This is a genomic window from Collinsella sp. OF02-10, assembly GCF_003463445.1.
In the GTDB taxonomy this organism is placed as follows: domain Bacteria; phylum Actinomycetota; class Coriobacteriia; order Coriobacteriales; family Coriobacteriaceae; genus Collinsella.
Window position 1 is genome coordinate 30,165 of the sequence record NZ_QSCW01000017.1, and the last position, 21,231, is coordinate 51,395.

Annotated in this window: 22 protein-coding genes and 1 pseudogene; 3 read left to right on the top strand and 20 right to left on the bottom strand. The window is 63.6% G+C overall.

Annotated features, from left to right (window positions below):
* Positions 1-37 precede the first annotated feature (37 nt).
* From eno to larC, 4 genes are all read right to left on the bottom strand, one after another.
* A complete protein-coding gene (gene eno, locus DXA43_RS08235) occupies positions 38-1,327 on the bottom strand; it encodes a phosphopyruvate hydratase (protein ID WP_117806818.1) in 1,290 nt (429 codons plus the stop codon).
* A 188-nt stretch (positions 1,328-1,515) separates the two neighbouring features.
* Entirely contained in the window at positions 1,516-2,376 is an 861-nt protein-coding gene (gene mazG / locus DXA43_RS08240; RefSeq protein WP_117806819.1) for a nucleoside triphosphate pyrophosphohydrolase, read from the bottom strand.
* 2 nt (positions 2,377-2,378) lie between these two features.
* The gene (gene yfcE / locus DXA43_RS08245) at positions 2,379-2,927 is read right to left on the bottom strand and encodes a phosphodiesterase (protein WP_117790875.1); all 549 of its coding nucleotides are present in this window, start codon (positions 2,925-2,927) and stop codon (positions 2,379-2,381) included.
* 57 nt (positions 2,928-2,984) lie between these two features.
* Positions 2,985-3,470, bottom strand: coding sequence for a nickel insertion protein (gene larC / locus DXA43_RS08250; protein WP_117785985.1), 486 nt, complete (start codon positions 3,468-3,470; stop codon positions 2,985-2,987).
* A 382-nt stretch (positions 3,471-3,852) separates the two neighbouring features.
* On the opposite strand from larC, the gene DXA43_RS08255 reads away from it, so the two are divergent.
* From DXA43_RS08255 to DXA43_RS08265, 3 genes are all read left to right on the top strand, one after another.
* Positions 3,853-7,419: an ATP-binding cassette domain-containing protein gene (locus tag DXA43_RS08255; RefSeq protein WP_117806820.1), complete on the top strand. Its 3,567-nt coding sequence runs from the start codon at positions 3,853-3,855 to the stop codon at positions 7,417-7,419.
* On the top strand, positions 7,419-7,838 hold the full coding sequence (locus DXA43_RS08260; RefSeq protein ID WP_117806821.1) for a nitrous oxide-stimulated promoter family protein: 420 nt from the start codon (positions 7,419-7,421) through the stop codon (positions 7,836-7,838). Before DXA43_RS08255 ends, DXA43_RS08260 begins: the two co-directional genes overlap by 1 nt.
* 120 nt (positions 7,839-7,958) lie before the next feature.
* Complete coding sequence (locus DXA43_RS08265; RefSeq protein WP_117806822.1) at positions 7,959-8,870, top strand: PHP domain-containing protein; 912 nt, start codon at positions 7,959-7,961, stop codon at positions 8,868-8,870.
* A gap of 95 nt (positions 8,871-8,965) precedes the next feature.
* On the opposite strand, the gene hisE is transcribed toward DXA43_RS08265, so the two are convergent.
* The 16 genes and pseudogenes from hisE to DXA43_RS08345 all read right to left on the bottom strand — a co-directional run.
* The gene (gene hisE / locus DXA43_RS08270) at positions 8,966-9,283 is read right to left on the bottom strand and encodes a phosphoribosyl-ATP diphosphatase (RefSeq protein ID WP_117806823.1); all 318 of its coding nucleotides are present in this window, start codon (positions 9,281-9,283) and stop codon (positions 8,966-8,968) included.
* Positions 9,284-9,298: 15 nt separating this feature from the next.
* Complete coding sequence (locus DXA43_RS08275; RefSeq protein ID WP_117806824.1) at positions 9,299-9,526, bottom strand: hypothetical protein; 228 nt, start codon at positions 9,524-9,526, stop codon at positions 9,299-9,301.
* Positions 9,523-9,864, bottom strand: coding sequence for a phosphoribosyl-AMP cyclohydrolase (gene hisI, locus DXA43_RS08280; RefSeq protein ID WP_117806825.1), 342 nt, complete (start codon positions 9,862-9,864; stop codon positions 9,523-9,525). The genes DXA43_RS08275 and hisI overlap by 4 nt, the downstream gene beginning before the upstream one ends.
* 141 nt (positions 9,865-10,005) lie before the next feature.
* Positions 10,006-10,788, bottom strand: a complete 783-nt coding sequence (gene hisF, locus DXA43_RS08285; protein WP_117806826.1) for an imidazole glycerol phosphate synthase subunit HisF — start codon at positions 10,786-10,788, stop codon at positions 10,006-10,008.
* Between the two features lie 3 nt (positions 10,789-10,791).
* Entirely contained in the window at positions 10,792-11,535 is a 744-nt protein-coding gene (locus DXA43_RS08290) for a HisA/HisF-related TIM barrel protein (RefSeq protein WP_117806827.1), read from the bottom strand.
* Entirely contained in the window at positions 11,532-12,233 is a 702-nt protein-coding gene (locus tag DXA43_RS08295) for an imidazole glycerol phosphate synthase subunit HisH (protein WP_233540053.1), read from the bottom strand. The genes DXA43_RS08290 and DXA43_RS08295 overlap by 4 nt, the downstream gene beginning before the upstream one ends.
* Before the next feature lie 137 nt (positions 12,234-12,370).
* Positions 12,371-12,958 carry an imidazoleglycerol-phosphate dehydratase HisB gene (gene hisB / locus DXA43_RS08300; protein ID WP_117806829.1) on the bottom strand — a complete coding sequence of 196 codons (588 nt, stop codon included), beginning with the start codon at positions 12,956-12,958 and terminating at the stop codon, positions 12,371-12,373.
* Positions 12,959-14,074 (bottom strand): histidinol-phosphate transaminase, encoded by a 1,116-nt coding sequence (gene hisC / locus DXA43_RS08305; RefSeq protein WP_117806830.1) that lies wholly within the window; start codon positions 14,072-14,074, stop codon positions 12,959-12,961.
* A gap of 1 nt (position 14,075) precedes the next feature.
* The gene (hisD, locus tag DXA43_RS08310) at positions 14,076-15,509 is read right to left on the bottom strand and encodes a histidinol dehydrogenase (RefSeq protein WP_117806831.1); all 1,434 of its coding nucleotides are present in this window, start codon (positions 15,507-15,509) and stop codon (positions 14,076-14,078) included.
* Between the two features lie 105 nt (positions 15,510-15,614).
* Positions 15,615-17,330, bottom strand: coding sequence for an ATP phosphoribosyltransferase (hisG, locus tag DXA43_RS08315; protein ID WP_117806832.1), 1,716 nt, complete (start codon positions 17,328-17,330; stop codon positions 15,615-15,617).
* Between the two features lie 169 nt (positions 17,331-17,499).
* Positions 17,500-18,336: a sugar phosphate isomerase/epimerase gene (locus tag DXA43_RS08320; RefSeq protein ID WP_117640904.1), complete on the bottom strand. Its 837-nt coding sequence runs from the start codon at positions 18,334-18,336 to the stop codon at positions 17,500-17,502.
* A gap of 83 nt (positions 18,337-18,419) precedes the next feature.
* The gene (locus DXA43_RS08325; protein ID WP_117806833.1) at positions 18,420-19,256 is read right to left on the bottom strand and encodes a PTS system mannose/fructose/sorbose family transporter subunit IID; all 837 of its coding nucleotides are present in this window, start codon (positions 19,254-19,256) and stop codon (positions 18,420-18,422) included.
* Positions 19,246-20,037: a PTS sugar transporter subunit IIC gene (locus DXA43_RS08330; RefSeq protein WP_117640903.1), complete on the bottom strand. Its 792-nt coding sequence runs from the start codon at positions 20,035-20,037 to the stop codon at positions 19,246-19,248. The genes DXA43_RS08325 and DXA43_RS08330 overlap by 11 nt, the downstream gene beginning before the upstream one ends.
* Positions 20,038-20,045: 8 nt before the next feature.
* Positions 20,046-20,516, bottom strand: a complete 471-nt coding sequence (locus DXA43_RS08335; protein WP_099432278.1) for a PTS sugar transporter subunit IIB — start codon at positions 20,514-20,516, stop codon at positions 20,046-20,048.
* A 16-nt stretch (positions 20,517-20,532) separates the two neighbouring features.
* On the bottom strand, positions 20,533-20,949 hold the full coding sequence (locus tag DXA43_RS08340) for a PTS sugar transporter subunit IIA (protein WP_117806834.1): 417 nt from the start codon (positions 20,947-20,949) through the stop codon (positions 20,533-20,535).
* 87 nt (positions 20,950-21,036) lie between these two features.
* Positions 21,037-21,231 (bottom strand): annotated as a pseudogene (locus DXA43_RS08345) (SIS domain-containing protein); the annotation flags it as partial.

Sequence of the window (21,231 nt, forward strand, 5' to 3'; positions counted from 1 at the left end):
GAACCGAGTCAGCCTCCCCCTCGCCAAATTCGCCCGTTTAGCGAATGTTGTAGAACGCGGTCTTACCGGCGTAGCGCGCGCTGCCCTCGAGCTCGTCCTCGATGCGGATGAGCTGATTGTACTTGGCGATACGGTCGCTGCGGCACGGGGCGCCCGACTTGATCTGGCCGGCATTGACGCCCACGACCAGGTCGGCGATCGTGGAATCCTCGGTCTCGCCGGAGCGGTGGCTCACGATGCAAGCATAGCCGGCCTCCTTGGCGGTCTCGATGGCCTCGAGCGACTCGGTGAGTGTGCCGATCTGGTTGACCTTGACCAGGATCGCGTTGGCGGCACCCAGCTCGATGCCCTTCTTAAGGCGCTCGGTGTTGGTGACGAACAGGTCGTCGCCCACCAGCTGCACCTTGTTGCCAATGCGACGGGTGAGCTCAACCCAGCCGTCCCAGTCCTCCTCGGCCATGCCGTCCTCGATGGAGATGATGGGATAGGTGTCGACGAGCTTCTCCCAGTAATCAACCATCTGGGCACTCGTGTACTCCACGCCCTCGCCCTTGAGCTCGTACATGCCGGTCTCGGCGTTGTAGAACTCGGTCGAGGCCGGGTCCATGGCGTACATGAAGTCGACGCCGGGCTTAAAGCCAGCCTTCTCGACGGCCTTGGTGATGTACTCGAACGGCTCGGCATTGGTCTTGAGGTTGGGCGCAAAGCCACCCTCGTCGCCCACGCCGCCGCCCAGGCCGGCCTCGTGCAGCACACCCTTGAGGGTGTGGTAGACCTCGGCGCACCAACGCAGGCCCTCGGCAAAGCTCGGGGCGCCCACCGGCATGATCATGAACTCCTGGAAGTCGACGTTATTGTCGGCATGCACGCCGCCGTTGAGAATGTTCATCATAGGTGTGGGCAGCAGGTGGGCGTTGACGCCACCCAGATACTGGTACAGCGAAAGACCCGCCGACTCGGCAGCGGCGCGGGCAACTGCCAGCGACACACCCAGAATGGCGTTGGCACCGAGATTGGTCTTGTTGGGGGTACCGTCCGCGGCAATCAGCGCGGCATCGACGGCGCGCTGGTCGAAGGCGTCGAGGCCCACGACGGCGTTAGCGCACTCGTTATTGACGTGCTCGACGGCCTGCGAGACGCCCTTGCCCAGGTAGCGACCCTTGTCGCCATCGCGCAGCTCGCAGGCCTCAAAGGCGCCGGTCGAAGCGCCCGAAGGCACCATCGCGCGGCCGAAGCTGCCGTCCTCGAGCACGACCTCGACCTCGACGGTGGGGTTGCCGCGGCTGTCGAGTACCTCGCGACCGTAGACATCCAAAATATCGCTCATGTTGTCTCCCTCTCACTTGGAAACGGGTTGAGTGCTTGGCGACACGGCTTGCACGCTACAGTGGCGCGCAGGTTCATAAGTTAGCCTTATCGCACTTTTTGCATTATGCCCTAAGTTAGCCAAGGGATACAATCTTTTTGAAAAATAATGGGGGCGATGAGAAAGTCCGTCCCGTCGCCCCCGCAGTCTTACTCCTCTGCCTTTGCGGCATCCCAGAGGTCATTGAGGCCGTGGGTCGAAAGCTCGGCCAGATCCACGTGGGCGTCGGCCGCCATCTGCTCCATCGCGGCCCAGCGGCGGCGGAACTTTGCCGTGCTGGCACGCAGGGCGCTCTCGACGTCGATTCCCTCCTTGCGCGCAACGTTGACCAGGGCAAAGAGCAGGTCGCCAAACTCCATCTCGCGCTCGGGCGAGCCGGGAGCCTCGGCCTCAAACTCGGCACGCTCCTCAGCGACCTCGTCCCACACGTCCTGGACCGTCTCCCACTCAAAGCCCACGGCAGCCGCCTTGCGCGACACCTTCTGAGCCTGCATCAGCGCCGGCAGGTGCGTGGGCACGCCGTCGAGCAGACCCTCGGGCGCAGCCTCGCCTGCCGCCACGGCCTGGTCTTTGGCGGCCTTCTCGGCAAGCTTGACCTCGTCCCAAATCTTGAGCACCTCGTCGGAGCTCTCGGCATCCGCATCGCCAAACACGTGCGGGTGACGACGGATGAGCTTGGCGTCGATATCGCGCGCCACATCGGCAAGCGTAAACTCACCGGCATCCGCCGCAATCTGCGCATGCAGCACCACCTGCATGAGCACATCGCCCAGCTCCTCGCGCAGATGCGCCACGTCGTCCGCCTCAATGCAATCGAGCGCCTCGTAGGCTTCCTCTATCATGTTCTTGCCAATGCTCTGATGCGTCTGCTCGCGGTCCCACGGGCAGCCATCGGGCTGACGCAGGCGCCAGATGGTCTGCACCAGATGCTGCAGCTCGGCCGACGCGTCGACCAGCGTGGACAGGTCGCGCGAACCCTCGGTATTTTGCTGAGCCATATGCTCGGCCATGGTTACTCCTCCTCCAGGATCACGTGACGGAACGCGCCGCCCTCGTAGATGCCGTAGCTGTGCGCACCGTCCTTGGGAATGCTCACGCTGCCGGGATTGAAGAGCCACAGACCCGGGTGCGCGGCGCTTTCCTCGTTAACCTTGATGTGCGTATGGCCGTAGACGAGCGCGGAGCCCTCGGGCAGCGCGGGCGCGTGGTCAACGCTGTTATGCATGCCGGCGCCAAAGACGTGGCCGTGCGTCAGGAACAGTTCACGTCCGGTCTCGTCGAATAGTGTGGCGTAGTCAGCCATGACGGGGAAGTCGAGGACCATCTGGTCGACCTCGGCGTCGCAGTTGCCGCGCACCGCGATGATGCGGTCGGCCAGGGCGTTGAGCAGCGGAATCACGCGTTTGGGAGCGTAGTCGCGCGGCAGGTCGTTACGCGGGCCGTGGTAGAGCAGGTCGCCCAGCAGCACAATGCGGTCGGGCTGCTCGGACTCGATGGCGGCGACCAGGCGCTCGGTCCAGTATGCCGAGCCGTGAATGTCGGAAGCGATGAGGTATTTCATGGGAAGTCCTTTCGGAGTGGGGCTGATGTGGCCGGGCGCGAGATGTCGCCGGCCGCGCTATTCAAATCGCAGTGCCGAGGCTTGTGCCGCCTGCATCACGCGCTGGAGCGGCACGTTATGCTCGCGGGCAAGACGGGCGCAGTCCTCGTACTCGGGCGCCGCACGCTCACTGCCGTCGGGCAGGGTGGCTACTTTGACGGCCACCTCGCCCCAAGGCGTCGCTACCTGCTCAAAACGACGCGGCAGGCAAACGCGTTCCATCACCTGGCGACGAACGGCGTTGGTCGTGGTTTCCAAAAAGATAATCGTCTGCAGGCGTTCGATATCCTCATGCGAGCAGATCACCTGCAGCTGCCAGCCGGGGCGGCCTTTTTTGCAGTAGAGGGGCAGCCAGTGCACCTCGCGGGCGCCCGCCTCGCGCAGGCGGTCGGCGGCATAGGCGAGTACCTCGGGCGACGCATCGTCGATGTCGCACTCCAGCTTGACGATGGTTTCGGGCGCATCGGTCTCGCGGGACAGCGGAGATGTACTTCCACGTTGCATACGGTCCGGATCCTTTCCGCACGGGCTCGTTTTATTCACCCAAACGCTAGCACATCGAACGTGGCACAGGCGTGACTTTCGTCCGTCGTCGCCCTTGCCCCTATCCAAACATGTACGTCAGCCTCCAAACATGTCATTTTTTGTCGGTTTTGGAGGCTGACGTACACGTTTTGGAGCGGGCCGCACACGATCAAAATTGCGCCCGCATTCCGTCCACCACAAAGTTCGCCGCACTCAACAATTTTGAACTTTCTACGCAGTTCATCGGCTAAAAATTACCCTCGGCATACTTACCCGCTGCACGATGTTACTCTAGTTGCATTTGGCTAACTAAGCGGCTGCCGAGGACCCAGCCCGGCACCGTTACGGCATAGGAGGTTTCATGTTCGAGAAGCGGCTCTTCTCCCTGGTTCCGCAGGCAACGCCCTACATTATGGCAAGCGTCCTGTTTAAGTTGATCGCGCTCATGGCAAACATCACGGTGATGTGGATGCTTGCGCGCATCTTGGGCGGCATCGTCACGAACGGTCTTTCCGCCGCGCTCGCCGTCGATGCCCTCGCACAGGCGGCCCTGCCGCTCGCCGCCGCCATCATCGTGCGCGCCGCCTCCATCTACCTGGCCCAACGCGCCGGCGACAAAGCCGCGTTCGAGGCCGTCCGCCGCGTGCGCTCGTTCGTCTACGACAAGCTCACCGCACTCGGCCCCTCCTACACCGAGACCGTCCCCACCGCCGAGGCCGTCCAGACCAGCGTCGAGGGCGCCACGCAACTCCAGGTGTACTTTGGCGGCTACCTGCCGCAGCTCTTCTTTGCCGGCTTGGCACCCATCACGCTGTTTGTACTGCTCGTGGGCCAGGCGGGTCTTCCCGCCGCGCTGCTGCTCGCCTGCGTTCCGATCATCCCCGTCTCCATTATGATGGTCATGCGCAACGCCAAAAAGATCGGTGCCGAGTACTGGGGCAGCTATGTCGATCTTGGCGGCATGTTCCTGGAGGCCGTGCAGGGTCTCACCACCCTTAAGGTCTACCAGGCCGATCGCAGCTGGCACGAGCGCATCAACGCCGAGTCCGAGCGTTTCCGCACAGCGACCATGCGCCTGCTGGTGATGCAGCTGCGCTCCATTTGCGTTATGGACCTGGTCGTCTATATGGGCGCCGCGCTCGGCATTATCGTAGCCACGCTGCAGCTCGCCACGGGCAAGATTGGCTTTGAGGCTGCCTTCCTCATCGTCTTTCTGTCGCAGGAGTTCTTTTTGCCTATGCGCCGCCTGGGATCGCTGTTCCACACGGCCATGAACGGCATGGCCGCCTCGCGCCGCATGTTTGGCATTTTGGATACGCCCGAGCCCGAGCGCGGCGATGTTGAGCTTGACGGTCGCGGCGATATCGAGCTCGCGGGCGTGAGCTATGCATACGGCGACCGCACGGTGCTGGACAGCGCCAGCGCGACCATTGCGCACGGCTCGCTCGTGGCACTCGTAGGCGAAAGCGGCGGCGGCAAGTCCACGATCGCGGGGATTATCGCGGGCCGCAAGGGTGCCTACCGTGGCAGCGTTCGCATCGGCGGCGTCGAGCTGCGCGACGCCACGGCCGCCTCACTCATGCGCGCCGTCACCCTGGTGCCCACCAACGGTTACCTGTTTGCCGGCACCCTGCGCGACAACCTGCTGCTCGCCCAGCCCAGCGCCACCGATACCGAGCTCATGGACGCACTCGACCGCACGCGCGTGGCGGCCTTTGTGCAGGCCAACGGCGGGCTCGACATGATGATTAACGAGGGCGGCACCAACCTTTCGGGCGGCCAGCGCCAGCGCGTGTGCATGGCCCGCGCCCTGCTGCACGACTCGCCGATCTATGTCTTTGACGAGGCGACGAGCAATGTGGACGCCGCAAGCGAAGCCGCAATCGGCGAGGTCATTGCATCGCTCGCCGGCGGGCACACCGTAATCGTGGTGGCACACCGCCTGTCGACGATCGTAGGCGCCGATCAGATCCTGGTGCTGGAGCGTGGCCGTATTGCCGAGCACGGGACTCACGGCGAGCTCTTGGCCACCGCGGGCGCCTATGCGCGCATGTGGAACAGCCAGGAGCAGCTCTCGGCATATGCGTATGCGGAGGGTGATGCCGAGGATGTCGGCGCGGTTGAGGCTGTTGACGGCAGCGCCGCCTGTACCGATGGCCTCAACGGTGCTAGCTCGTCTTCCGCTGCCGCGGCGCTTGACTCCGGCCGCGTCCGTCGCTCGGCGCCGTCCATCATGTGGCGCATGATGGGGCTCGTCCGACCGCTTGCCGGCTGGCTTGTGCTAGCCGTCGCGCTGGGCAGCATTGGCATGCTCACCGCCGCGTTCGTACCGGCCTTTGGCGCCCTTGGTCTTATGGCCGCGCTGGGCTACAACGCCTTGGGGCTCGGTCTTGTCGCGGCATGCGCGGCCTGCGCCGCCTGCGGCATCGCACGCGGGCCGCTCCATTACGGAGAGCAGCTCTGCAACCATTACATCGCGTTCCGCCTACTCGCACACATTCGCAACCTGGTGTTTGGCGCCCTGCGCCAGCTCGCCCCCGCCAAGCTCGAGGGCCGCGGCAAGGGCGAGCTCGTGAGCCTGGTCACCTCGGATATCGAGCTGCTCGAGGTCTTCTACGCGCACACCATCTCGCCCATTGCAATCGCTCTGGTCTGCACCGTTGTGTTTGAGGGCTTTTTGCTGGCTGTGAGCCCCGAGCTCGCGGGCATCGCGCTCGTGGCCTACGCGGTCCTGGGCGTGCTACTGCCCCTGACCTCGGCCAAGGCATGCGGCACCACCGGCCGCCAGAGCCGCGAGGGCGCCGGTAAGCTGGGCGCCTTTGTGCTCGACAGTCTACGCGGCGCGTCCGAGACTATCCAGTTTGCCGGTGGCGCCGATCGCAGCCGTGCCCTGAGCAAGCTGACCGAGCAAGTCGGCGACGTGGACGCGCGCCTCAAGCGCCGCCAGGCGGCCAGCGAGGCCGTAGCCGATGCGCTTATTCTTGCGGCCAATCTGGTGATGCTCGGGCGAGCGCTGCAGCTGGTGGCTGCGGGAACGATCGATTTTGCCGCAGCGTTTGTCGCCGTCTTTACCTTTGTGTCGTCGTTTGGCTCGGTGATGGCAGTGAGCCGCCTGGGCGCCTCACTGCAGGAGACGCTCGCCTCGGGCGCGCGCGTGCTCGATCTGCTCGACGAGCAGCCCCAGTGCACCGAGGTCTCCGACGGACAGGACGTTGGGTTTGCCGGCGCCGCAGCCGAGCATGTGAGCTTTAGCTATGCGGGCGGCGTGGACGCGGGCGGTGCCGACACCACAGAGCAGGCCGCGAACAACCCCGCCTCGAGTCTCATCCTCGACGACGTGACCTGCACCTTTGCGCCCGGCACCATGACCTGCATCATGGGACGCTCGGGCTCGGGCAAGTCGACGCTGCTTAAGCTGCTCATGCGCTTTTGGGACCCCGCAGCCGGCACCATCACGGTGAGCGGCGTCGATGCCCGCCACATCAACACGGCGAGCCTGCGCAGCCACGAGGCCTATATGACCCAGGACACGCATCTGTTCTGCGGCACCGTACGCGAGAACCTGCTGGTCGCGCACGCCAACGCCACCGATACCGAGCTGCTCGACGCTTGCCGCTCCGCCTCACTCACCACGCTCATCGACCGTCTGCCGCAGGGATTCGACACGCCCGTTGCCGAACTGGGCGACTCGCTTTCGGGCGGCGAGCGCCAGCGCATCGGCCTTGCGCGCATCTTCCTCAACGACGCACCCTTCATCTTACTCGACGAACCCACCAGCGCGCTCGATGCCCTCAACGAGGCGTCCGTGATGCAGGCGATCGACGAGCTCAAGCGTCGCGGCAAGACCATTGTGCTGGTAAGCCACCGTGCCAGCACCTGCGCGTTTGCCGATTTCTCGCTTTCGGTCGAGCACGGGAGGCTGAGCTAATGGCGCGCCAGGTCGACACACCGGAGCTGGCACGCAAACGTGAGCGCGAGACCCAAATGGTGTCGCAGATGATCGCGCTGTGGTGTCGTGGACATCATGGCGGTGGGCATGCGGTCGAGCAGGCTGGCGACGATGGGCCCGTGCGCGTGAAGCTCGGCCTTCGGACCATTACGCTCTGCCCCGAATGCGCCGAGCTGCAGAAATACGCCGTCGCGCGCATTGGGCACTGCCCCCACATGGGCACCAAGACATTTTGCTCGGCCTGTCCTTCGCATTGTTACCGGTCTGCCATGCGCGAGAGGATCCGCAAGGTCATGCGCTGGTCGGGACCACGTATGATCCGCTATCGCCCCATCACCGCCGTGCGGCACGCGATGGTAACGGTGCAGGCCAAACGCGTGGCGGCACGAAGCAAGTAGTCGCCGGCGCCGGCACGCGCCGCCTGTCCTTTCCCGTCGATTTCGGCCCCCGGTGCGCTCGTCGCATCGGGGGCCGCGCCGTTACAATGGAGCGGATTCACCAAATGCAAAGGAGTCGCCATGCCCGCCTGCCCGCTGGTCGATTGCCACACCCATACTTCGTTTTCGGATGGCCATGCCTCGTTTGAGGACAACGTCCGTGCCGCTGCTGCGGCAGGCTGCCGCGTCATGGTCTCGACTGACCACCTCACCCTGCCCGCCAGCATGGACGCCAACTGCGAAGTGCAAGTTGTCGAGGGCGACCTGACGGCGCATCGCCTGGCATTTGAGGACGCCCGCAAGCTCGCCGCGCAAATCGCGCCGGAGCTCGCCTTTATCTACGGTTTTGAATGCGATTGGTACGAGGGTTGCGAGCCCTTGGTGGAGCGCTGGTCCGCTGGTGCCGTAGTGCGCTTGGGCAGTGTGCACTGGATTGGCGATCCGGGCGATATCATGGCCGGCGCTGCGGGCACGGCAGGGACAGAGGACGTCGCGCGCCCCGATACGCCCGACTCACGCTGCGGCTGGATCGACGACGATACCAACCTGCATGTTTGGGAAAACCTGGGCGTGCGCGGCGTATGGGGGCGCTATGTCGACGACTGGTGCCACGCCTGCGAGAGCCCGCTTAACTTTGATGTGATGGCCCACCCCGACCTGGTCATGCGCTTTTCGAAAGAGGGCCTTGCGCCCGACTTTGACCCCGCGCCGCTCTGGAAGCAGATGGCAGAGTGTGCACACGACACGGGCCGCCGCGTTGAGGTCTCGACCGCCGCGCCGCGCAAGGGACTCGACGACTACTACCCCGCGACCGGCCTTTTGCGTTGCTTTGCCCGTGCCGAGGTGCCCATTACCTTTGGCTCGGACGCGCACCGCGCCTGCGATATCTGCTGGAACATCCGCGAGGCCCAGGCACACGCCTACGACTGCGGCTATCGAACCTTCGACATCCCCCACCCCACCGGCGAATGGGAACCCACGCCCCTCGCCTAGCCATCCCTTCATAAGTTGCGGTTGATCCGTTGGGGACGGAGGAAAACGGATCATTTGGCGCAAAGTATCCTGTCCCCCTTGCACCAAAAGCTTGACTAGTGGCGGCGGGCGTTGAGTTCGCCGGCCAACTCATCGAGGGTGATGCCGTAGCGCTCGAGCGTCACGAGCAGGTGATAGATCAGGTCGCCGGCCTCGTAGCGAATGTGATCGTGGTCGTTATCCTTGCAGGCCATGATGACCTCGCTCGCCTCCTCGGCAAGCTTCTTGAGCAGCTCGTCCTCGACATCGGTCAGCAGGCGGGCAGTATAGCTCTCCTCCGGCGACGCATCGCGACGACCGTGAATCACCTCGGCCAGCCCCGTCAGCGTCTCGCCGATGTTTCCCGGCTGCACGTTAGCTGTTCTGACTCCCATGGTTATTTCCTCTCGTTACTGCAGCGTAAAGTAGGTACCGGTCTCATCGAACCGAGGCTTTGCGCCCTTTTTCTCAAAAAACTCGACGATGACGGCATGGGCCTCATCGAGCCTTTCCTTCTGGGCCTCGAGCCAAAGCGACTGCGCCCCGCAGGCATCGGTCAGGTGCACGCGGCATGGCACGCCCGCGCAGAGGAGCTCGGTGTTGCAGTCGGCGACTTCGAACGGCGTCACGACCTTCATCGCGCTCCCCCTTCCACGCGCTTAAAGAAGCAGGTACGGTTGCCGGTATGGCAGGCCGGACCCGGCGAGTCGACCTTGACCAGCAGCGTATCGCTATCGCAGTCGGCCCAGAGCTCCTTGACCTCCTGCATGTTGCCGCTCGTCGCGCCCTTGTTCCAGAGCTCCTGGCGGCTGCGGCTCCAAAACCACGTGGTGCCGGTCTTGAGCGTCAGCCCCACCGACTCCTCGTTCATCCAAGCAACCATAAGCACCTCGCCGGTGTCATATTGCTGAACCACACAAGGAATGAGCCCACGGGCGTCGTATTTAAGATCAGCTGGAGTAGTAATTTCTCTCATTTCAATTCCCCAATTTAAACATCGCCGGTCGGCGAGGGTTGTCCAGGTGCCGCAGGTTGCCGCGAAAGAGGAGCGACGCGTACTTTGGTACGCGAGCGACGGTTTGAGCGGCAAGATGCGGTGCCTGGGCAAGCCGCAGCATTAGAAGTCCAGCCTCACAGGAATGCCTTGAGAGGCCATATACTCCTTCACCTGGCGAATGCTGAAGGTTCCAAAGTGAAAGACGCTGGCCGCCAGCACGGCGTCGGCTTCGCCCTCGATCACGCCCTCGGCAAAATGCTCGAGCGTGCCCACGCCACCGCTCGCGATGACGGGGATTGGCACCGCGCGGGCCACGGCGCGGGTGAGCGCCAGGTCAAAGCCGGCCTTGGTGCCGTCGCGATCCATGCTGGTCAGCAGGATCTCGCCGGCGCCGCGACGAGCCGCCTCCTCGGCCCACGCCACCGCGTCGATACCCGTGGCGTTGCGGCCGCCCGCCGTGAAGACCTCCCACTTGTCGGCACCGGATGCGCCGGGCAAACCAACGCGCTTGGCATCGATCGCCACGACCACGGCCTGGCTGCCAAACGCCGCGGCAGCCTGGCTAATCAGCGACGGGTCGCGCACGGCGGCGGAGTTGAGCGACACCTTGTCGGCACCGGCAACCACCATGGTTCGCATGCCCGCCAGGTCGCGAAAGCCGCCGCCCACGGTATAGGGAATAGTGAGCTCCTCGGCCGCGTGCGCCGCCATCTCGATGGTCATCGCACGGTTGTCACTCGTCGCGGTAATGTCCAAAAATACAACCTCGTCCGCACCCTCGCGGTCGTAGGCACGCGCCAGCTCCACCGGATCGCCCGCATCGCGCAAGCTCACAAAGTTGACGCCCTTGACCACACGGCCGTCCTTGACGTCCAGGCAGGGAATTACGCGTTTGGTAAGCATGGACTACTCCTCCCCTCGGGTGGCGGCGAGCGCCTGAACCAGCGTAAAGTTACCCTCGTAGAGCGCACGACCGGTGATGGCACCTTCAATCGCGCCCTCACCCACCGCGGCCAGCGCACGGATGTCGTCGAGCGTCGAGATGCCACCCGAAGCCACGACGGGAAAACCCGCGACCTCGGCCACATGGCGATATGCCGCTACATCGATGCCCGTCTGCATGCCATCGCGCGCGATGTCGGTGTACACCAGATGCTTAAAGCCCAGCTCGGAAAGCTGCGCCGCGGCATCATCGAGTGCCACGCCCGCGCCATCGCGCCAACCGTTCACCTTGACCTGGCCGTCACGGGCGGCGATGTCTGCCACCAGCAGCTCGCCAAAGCCGTGCGCTGCCACCTCGGCAAAACCCGGCTCGGTCACCAGCACGGTCCCCAGCGCGATGCGGCGCGCACCATAGCCGGCCAGCTCGTCAATGCGTGCGAGCGAGCGGACGCCGCCGCCCACGTCCACGGACAGGCCATCGACGCCGCAGATGGCCCTAATTGCCGCCGAGTTGGCAGCGCACGCGTCCTCGTCCTCGCCAAAGGCAGCGGACAGGTCGACGACGTGCACCCAGCTTGCACCTTGCTCGGCAAACGAGCGGGCAACGGCGACGGGGTCAGCGGAATATACCTTGCAACGGCTGCGGTCGCCGCGCTCCAGGCGCACGACCTTGCCGCCGATCAAATCGATTGCGGGGAACAGGATCATCGGCCGGCCTCCTCGACGATATTGACGAAGTTCTTAAGGATGCGCTGACCCAGCGCGGAAGATTTCTCGGGATGGAACTGGCAGCCCCACACGTTGCCGTGACGCACGATGCACGGGAAGCTCCGCGTATAGTGCGTGCGCGCCAGCACATCGGCGGCATCGGCGTCGTCGGCCACCGCATAGCTGTGGGTGAAATACATGTTGGCACCCTCGGCAAAACCAGCAAGCAGCGGATCGGCCGCGCCGGCGGGCGTCATGTGCACCTGGTCCCAGCCCACGTGCGGCACCTTCAGGCGGCTCGACTCCAAGCGCGTGCACGAACCGCGCATAATACCCAGGCCATCGATCCAGGGGCCGTCAGCCCGCTCGGAGGCATTACCGTCCGCGGCAACGCCCTCGTCCGCCGGCACGCCCTCGTCGCCGCGCTCAAAAAACAGCTGAAGGCCCAGGCAGATGCCGAGCAGCGGAGTTCCGGCGGCGACGGCATCGAGCACCGCGTCCGCCTCGCCGCTCTGGCGCATAAAGGCGATCGCGTCATAGAACGCGCCCACGCCCGGGATGACCAGGCCGTCGGCATTGCGGATCTGCTCCGGATCGTCCGACGTGCAGGCGGCGGCACCGGCGCGCGCAAGCCCACGCGCAACGCTCGACAAGTTGCCCTTGTGGTAGTCGACCACCACGACCTTCGGTTCGCCCACGCGACCCTCCTTTTCCCCATTCAAAACCTGCCAAAAAGGGACAGATTTATTTTGGTCGGTTAAACGTTCACCCACTGCATGAGACGGCATTTCCGCAGATAAAACCTGCCAAAATAAACCTGTCCCTTTTTGGCAGGTTACAGTGAACCCTTGGTGCTGGGGATGCCCTGCACGCGGGGATCCAGCTCACAGGCATGGCGCATCGTGCGGCCCACGGCCTTAAAGGCGGCCTCGATAATGTGATGCGAGTTGCTGCCCGCCAGCTCGCGCACGTGCAGCGTGAGCTTGGCGTCGCGCGCAAAGGCGTAGAAGAACTCGACGGCCAGCTCGGTATCGAAGCTGCCCACGCGCTCGGTCGGCACGGGCAGCTCGCAGTAGGCCTGCCCGCGGCCCGAAATATCAACAGCAGCCATCACAAGTGTCTCGTCCATGGCGATCGCCGCGTCGGCAAAGCGCGTAATGCCCGCCTTGTCGCCCAGCGCCTGACAAAACGCCTCGCCCAGCACAATACCCGTGTCCTCGACGGTGTGGTGCGCATCGACCTCCACGTCGCCCACCGCGTGCACCGTCAGATCGAACAGGCCATGGCGGCCAAAAGCGTTGAGCATGTGGTCGAAAAACGGCACGCCGGTCGAGATATCGCACACGCCGCTTCCGTCCAAGTCGAGCTTTACGACAATGTCGGTCTCGCCCGTCTTGCGGGTTACCTCGGCATAGCGGCCCATCTACATCTCCTCCTTCACTAGCGCGGCAAACGCAGCCAGCACCTCGTCGTTTTCCTGCGGAGTACCCACGGTAATGCGCAGGCAGTCCGCAAGGCCCGGCGCGTAGCTAAAGTCGCGCACCAAAATCGAATACTCGTCGCGCAGCCGCTCGCGCACGCGCGTGGCATGCGGCGTGCGTACGAGCATAAAGTTCGCCGCGCTCGGCCATGTCTCCACGGGCAGACCCTCGGCAGCCATTGCGCGCAGGGCACACAGCTCGCGCTCGCGCTCGGATGCAACCTGTGCCACCACGGGCGCGTACGCATCGCGGGCACGCACGCAGGCAAGCGCGGCGGCCTGGCTCAGCACGTTGACCGAGTAGATCTGGCGAGTCGCCGCGAACACGTCGATAACCTCGGGGGCTGCGATCACGTAGCCCAGGCGCGCGCCGGCGGCGCCAAACGCCTTGGACAGCGTATGCAGAATCACCAGGTTGGAATGCTCGGCGATAAGCCCCTGCGCCGTGGTGGCCGCGCCAAACGAATCGTCGGCAAACTCAACGTAGGCCTCATCGACCATCACCATGCCGGGGCATGCATCGCACAGGGCCGCGACAAAGTCGAGCGGCGCCACGTCGCCCGTGGGATTGTTGGGCGAGGTCACGATGGCCAGGCTGCACTCGGGCGCCGCCGCAAGCACGGCTGCCTGGTCGAGCTCAAAGGTCGCCGGGTCGCGCCACGCGTCGCGCACCTCGGTCTGACAGAGCGACGCAAAGAACGCGTACTCGCTAAAGCACGGCGGGCAGTTGAGCAGGGTCCGTCCCGCACCGCCAAACGCCAGCAGGTAGTTATAGAGCAGCTCGTCGCCGCCGTTGCCTACGCAGACGTTCTCGCGCATCACGCCATGCCAGGCGGCCAGCTCGTCGCGCAGGTCGTTCGACATGGGATCGGGGTAGCGGTTGAGCGGCGTGGCAGCCAGGGCGGCGTCGACCGCCTCGCGCACGCCGGTCGGTACGGGATAGGTGTTCTCGTTGGCCGAAAGATTGATGCGCGTGGGCGTAAAGTTGGGATCGTAGGGCTCAATACCGGCCAAGTAGGGCTGGACGAGCTCCTTCATGCGGGGCGTGAGTTCGGCCATTTTAGGCCTCCTCGCCGGCCGCGTCAGCGGCACCGCCCGCAGCCGCCAGGTCCACACCCTCGGCAACCGTCGCCACGGCGTCGCCCGGCCAGGCGACCTTGGTCAGGTCAGCCGCGGCCAGCGACTCGGCGCTCACGGAATCCTCGCCCTGCTCCAACACGCGGCGGCGCAGCGCGGCGGAAAGCGCGTGTGCCCACAGACCCTCGGCCTCGGCCAGGCGCTGTGTTGCGGGAGCGTCGGAGAGCAGGCCCTCGGGCGTGTAGCAAATGACGCTCGAGCGCTTGACGAACTCCTCCACCGAAAGCGGGTTGGAGAACATAGCCGTACCGCCGGTCGGCAGCGTGTGGTTGGGGCCGGCAACGTAATCGCCGAGCGGCTCGGAGCTCCAGGCGCCCACAAAGATAGCGCCGGCGTTGCGAATGCCGCCGAGCAGACCCATTGCATCCTTGCAGTGCAGCTCCAGGTGCTCGGGCGCCACGGTATTCACGGCCTCGACGGCAGCAGCCATGTCGGCGGCCACCACGATGGTGCCCTCGTTGTCGAGCGAGGCGCGCGTAATCTCGGCACGCGGCGATTGCGCCACCAAAATGTCGATACCCGCCTCGACCTCGCGCGCAAACTGCTCGTCGCAGGTCACCAGATAGCAAGCGGCCAGCGGATCGTGCTCGGCCTGGGCCATCAGGTCGGCCGCGACCACCATGGGCTTAGCCGTGGCATCAGCCAGCACGCAAACCTCGGAGGGACCGGCGACCATGTCGATGCCCACGTCGCCCGAGACGATCTGTTTGGCTGCGGCGACAAAGGCGTTGCCCGGGCCGGTGATTTTGTCGACACGTGGAATGGTCTCGGTACCGTACGCCAGCGCGGCCACGGCCTGAGCGCCGCCCACCATATAGATCTCGTCCACGCCGCCGAGCTTGGCCGCGGCGAGCGTATAGGGGCTGATCAGGCCGTCCTTTTGCGGCGGCGTCACCATGACCACGCGCTTGACGCCGGCCACCTTGGCGGGAATGGCATTCATGAGCACCGTGGAGGGATACTGCGCGCGGCCGCCCGGCACATAGATGCCGGCCGCCGCGAGCGGGGTCACCTTAACGCCGAGCATCGTGCCGTCCGGGCGTGTGGTAAACCAGCTCTGCTCGACCTCGCGCTGGTGGAACTCACGAATCTGGCGTGCAGCCTTTTCGAGCGCCGCGACAAAAGCGGGATCGAGGCCTTCGAGCGCGGCATCGATCTGCTCTTGCGGCAGACGGAAGCTCTGCAGTTCAACGCCGTCAAAACGCTGACAGTAATCGCGCACCGCGGCATCGCCGTTGGCACGCACGTTGGCCACGATATCGCGGGCGGCGTCGACGATGTTTAGCGGCAGCACGCCCTTGCGGTTGAGCTGGTTGGTAACGAGGCGCTCACCGGGAGCAAGCTTGATAGTCTTCATATCGGTATCCCCTATCGATCGAGGTTTTGTTCGAAAAACGAGAGACCGGGCGGCGGCGTCAGTCGGCCCGCCGCCCGGACGTTGGGGCGCCCGTGCGTGCTCGCGCTATTGTGCCGAGCCCGCAACGGGCTCAAAATGCTTGTCCTTCACGGCTGCCGCCAAGCGATCTGCCAGATTGCGTACGCGCGGATCCAGACGTGCGGCGCCCGGATTGACAAAGAAGCGGGCCGTGCAGTCCATGATGCGGCCGGTGATGACCAGGTCGTTATCGCGCAGCGTGGCGCCCGTGGCGGTAATATCCACGATGCGATCGGTCATGCCGACGATGGGGCCCAGCTCGATGTTGCCGTGCAGCGAGACGATATCGGCGTTCACGCCGCGCTCGGCATACCAGGCACTCGCGATGCGCGGATACTTGGTGGCCACGCGAAGCGAACCGCGGCGGGCATAGTTGCGCTCGGCCTGACCGGCGCGCCACGCGGGCTCCGCCTCGATAAACGTGCACAGGCCGTAGCCCAGATCGATCAGCTGCAGCAAGTTGAGGTCGGCCTCGATAAGCGAGTCCCAGCCGCAGATGCCGCAGTCGGCACCGCCGCAGCCCACAAAGGCGGGCGCATCGCTGGGACGCACGATGACAAACTCGATATCGCCGACCGTGCCCTCGCCGGCACGCGTGTCGCGGCCGCGCACGATCAGGTGACGGCCGGGGTCACGCAGCTCAGAGACGTCCAAGTCCGCGGCCTCGAGCACGTCGAGCGTGTCGGCCTTAAGCGAGCCCTTGGGCACAGCGATGCGCAGCGGGCCCTCGGCGCCACGGCCCGCGGCGTGGTCGCCGTCCGAGGCGGCATCCTCGGCCGAGGTGCGCGCTGCCTCCAGACGCTCGAGCGAAAAAGCGAAGCCCGCCGCCGGCACCTCGATGCCGTCGCCGAATGCGCCGGTAAAGATGGAGTCGTAGCGACCGCCCGAGCCCACTGGGTCGGGCAGACCGCCGGCATAGGCCTTAAAGACCAGGCCCGTGTAGTAATCGAAAGAGTTCATGATGGAAAAGTCGAACGACAGCACCTGGGCATCCTCTGGAGCCAGGCCCTCGACCAGGGCACGCAGCTCGCGCGTCAGCGGCGCGACGATACCGGCGGTCTCCAGCAGCGCGTCCACGCGGTCAAGCACCTCGGCTCCGCCGTGTAGGCGCGGCAGCTCGCTAATGGCAACCTTGACGGCATCGGACTCGACGCTTGCCGCCACGCGGGCATCGAGGCCCACAAAGTCGTTGGCGTGCACGCAGCGCAGGGCCTCGGCGGCCAGCTCGCGATCCTCGCACACCGCGAGCAGCTCCTTAAACGGGCGCACGCTGCCTGCGATAATGCGCGCATCGGGCAGTGCCAGCTTGCGCACGGCCTCGGCCACGAGTGAGACAATCTCGACATCGCCCGCGGTATCGCCCGCACCGATAAGCTCAAAGCCCAGCTGCGTAAACTGACGCGAGCCACCGGCATTGCGCTGGCACTCGCGAACCACCGGCGCCTCATAGCGCAGGCGCAGGGGCAGGTCGGCCGCGCGCATGCGGGTCGAGACCAGACGCACGATCGGCAATGTGTTGTCGGGACGGACCACCAGCAGACGGCCATCATCGTCAAAAAGCTTAAACGGCGTGTCCGCGATGCGGCCGCCTTCCTCGAGCGAACCCTTGTCCTCGAGCAGCGGCGTCTCGACCGGAAGGTAATGATGCTCCCTGAAGCAGCCCTTCACCGTCAGCGCAATCTCCTCGCGCGCCTGAGCCTCCTCGGGCAATATGTCCCGGAATCCCCACGGTGTGGCCGTCATCTGGTGAGCCTCCTCATGCTGTGTTTCATATAGAGCAGAAGACCGGCATAGCTCCGCCGGTCTTCTGGGTACTTTAGCATACTAGAGTGTTTGCGGGGGAAATCCGTCGCAGCCGCTCACACCGTATTCATTTGGAAACATGGGGCAGATTGCCGCAGCCCAACCCCACCTAGGCGCCAATCGCACGACGATACTCTGCCATTACCTGCGCATCGGCAGCTGCGGGGTCGGCAAAATAGCGCCCGTCATAGGTCTCGGCCGAAACAACTCCGCGATAGCCGCGCGCCACCAGCCTATCCAGGTCAGCCCGCATATCGCGGTCGCCGTCACCCCAGGCAAGATGCGTCGTGCCATCTGCCGCAACATCGACAAAATGCACGTGGGCGACATCATCGCCAAGCAGATCGAAGTAATCGTCGATGGTATCCCCCGCCACCGCCATGGCGCCCATATCCAGACACGCCTTAAGTGCCGGATGATCAACTGCCTCGATCATGCGCTTCGTATCGGCCGCCGAGTTCACGATCATCGACTCAACCGGCTGCAGGGCCTCGAGCACCAGTCGCACGCCGCGTTCTCCCGCATGCTCGGCAATCGCACGCAGCATCGAGGCGCTGCGACCCCACGCATCCTCGATCGGCTCGTTCAAAAATGCCCAGCCGCTCGAGACCATGACCTGCTCGGCTCCAAGTTCCGCCGCGATATCCACAACGTTCTTAAAGTACGCGAGCGTGCGGGCGCGCGCCTCATTCCCGCGCGCCGCGATATTCCACGGCTTTGGGTTGTTCTGTTCGGGACAAAGCCCCACAATCCGAACCCCATACCGCTGTGACAGCTCCCGCACCTGCTCGAGCGAATCGTATCCATGGCAATCGACATACAGATGCATCGCCCCGGTCCAAAGCTCGCAACACGTGTAGCCCGAGGCCGCTGCCGAGGAAAAGAACTCCTCAAGGTCAAAATAACGATGGCTGATATTCATGACGGCAAGCTGCGGATACTCCATCTTGTCCACCTTTCGGCAAAAGGGCGCCGCAGCACAGTGTGCGCGACGCCCCCTCTTACATTGTTTTAATTATGACGGATGCCCTACTGAACACCAAGCACTCCAAAGAACGCGCCGGCGATACTCACGAGCAGGATCACGAGCATGATGAGCAGCGGATTCATCTTCTTCTTGAGCATGAGATAGACGATTCCGAACAGCCCCATCGTGACAAAGCCCGGGAAGATTCCATTGAGCAGCTCGGCGAGCGTCTGAGCGCCATCGCCCGCGCCGACCATGAGCGGAATGTCCACGGTGACCATCTCCATGGTCATAGCTCCGATCACCATGGCGCCCATGATAGAGGCCATCTTGACGATCGTGTCCATAATGCCCGATTCCTGGACCTTGCTGATCATGTCCGAGCCAAAGCGATATCCCACAAACGTCAGCAGGTAACGGATGATGTAGTGAGGGACGTTGAACACGAGCAGGAACAAAATCGGGCCAAGAATAGAGCCCTGCAGCGCCAGCGACGTGCCGACACCCGTTGCCAAAATTCGCAGCGTGCCCCAGTAGAAGGCATCGCCCACGCCGGACAGCGGTCCCATCAAAGCAAGCTTAACATTAGAGATCGCGCTCGTGTCAAAGTTATCTTCGGTGGCGTTAACTTCTTCCATTGCGGCAGCAATAGACATGGGGAGCGTCGAGATGTACGGCGTGACGTTATAGAGCTCCATATGGCGCTTAAGGGCGGCCTTAAAGTCTGCATCCTGCGGATACAGCTTGCGAAGGATCGGCATAAGGGCCCACATAAAGCCGATATGGCCCATACGCTCGTAGTTCCAGGAGTGCTCATAGGGAATCGAGCGCCAGAACAGCTTCTTAAGATCTGCGCGGGTGATCAACCCGTCGTAGGAAGACTCAAACTTAAAACTCATCGAACCCACTCCCAATCGCAGGATCCTCGGTTGCCACTGCGGGCTGCTCCGCCTTTTTCTTCTCGCCCAAAACCGTCATCGCGACGACGATGATCGCAGCAAAGATCGCCACGCCCGTCGTGCTAATGCCAAAGTAGGCGACGAGGAAGAAGCCGGCGAAGAAGAACGGAGCCACCGTTTTGTTCATAATCATCTGCGCCAGCATCGCAAAGCCGAGCGCGGGCAAGAAGGCAGCGGCGACATCCATGCCGGTCTGAACGAAATCGGGAATGATGTTGAGCAGGCTGGCGACTGCATCGGCGCCAAAGAAGAATGCCAGGGGAATGATCAGCAGACCGCACCAGCTCTGCGCGTAACCGGCGATGAGCATGTTGCGCGTGATGGCCTTGGTGTCCCCGTCCTCGACGTTTTTGTCGATACGGTGCACCAGCAGCAGCATGACCGGCTGGCCCAGGGCCGTATCGAGCGCCAGGACGATCGTTGCGATGGGAATACCCAGGGTCAGGGCCGCCGAAGCGTCCGCGCCGGCCTGCATGGCAAGAGATACACCCAGGATAGTGCCGGAAATCGTATCGGGCGGGTTATAGGCGCCGACCGAGATGGCGCCGACCATGGCAAGCTCCATCGTGGCGCCCATGATCGTGCCGGTCACCATGTCGCCCATGACAAGGCCAACCAGAGGTCCGAGCACGATCGGGCGCTGGAGGTAGCTCGTGCCCGTCAGCCACTCGGAATAACCCAAAAGGGCAATAAGGAAAATCAGGATTGTCTTGATAACCATAATGGCCCCTAACCGATGACCTTCGCGGCGTCAGTCTTCGCATCTGCCGGAATCATCTGAATGAACAGCTCGTAGCCCTCGCCGAGCAGCTCTTTGACGTATGCCTCGTTTTCGGGCGTGAGAAATACGCTCGTCGAGACCTGGCGGGCATCCTCGCTAAAGGCAACATTGCCGAGGTTGATCTTCTTGACGCCCATCGCCTTGGCGACGGCACCGGCCTGCTGGATCGTCTCGCAAACCACGAAGAGCTTGTACTTGTCGGTCACACCACTCTGAAGCGCCTTGACGGCGTCCTCGGTATTTTTGACAACGACCTTGCATCCCTCAGGCTTTGCAAGGGAAAGGGCCTGCAGGCGAAGCTTGTCATTGAGGACCGTGTCGCTCACCAACAGGATGCAGTCGGCACCCAGAGCCGAGGTCCAGCTAACGGCAACCTGGCCGTGAAGCAGTCGATAGTCCACGCGAATCATCTGAATCATGGTGTGCTCCTAGCGATTAAAACTCGTCGAGTTCGGCCTGCCCCAGCAGGTCGTTGACGTACTTGACCTTAGTGTCGTCCGCCTCGACGATCTGGCGAATGGCCTCGTCGATCGGGGTGGAATCGGACACGAACAGCAGCTGAATAAGGAGTGGCAGGTTCATATTGGTCACCAGGTGCGTGTTGGGGCGCATCTGAACGATCTTGGTGAACTCGTTGTTGACGCTGCCGCCAAAGAGGTCGGTGCAAACGACAACCTCATCGTCCGCGGCAAAGTCGTCCAGAATCGCTGCGGCCTCCTTGACCAGGTCCTCGTTTCCGTCGACATACATAGACAGCGCATGGACGTTTTCGCGCTCGCCGGAGAGCAGGCCGATGCTCTCGACGATTCCAGACGCGAAATGAGCATGGGACGCCACGATAAACTGCCTCATTCGATTCCCCTTTCTTGCGAATTTCGGCATAAAAATGCCCGGACGCATGCGCCCGGGCAGGGTGCTTCTTAAATGAGTGGTTAACTATTAGTAGTCGAACTGGTGATAGTAACGACGGTAGTTGAGGTTGTGCTTGGTGACCGTCTCGTAGTAAGCGGCAAGGCGATCGGTGATCAGCGAGGAGAGAATCCACGGAGACACGATGACGCGGAACTCGTCGTCAAGGCCCGGGATCGCGAACTCGGCGGTGTCGATGATGTTGATGTCGGTGTCGCCGGTCAC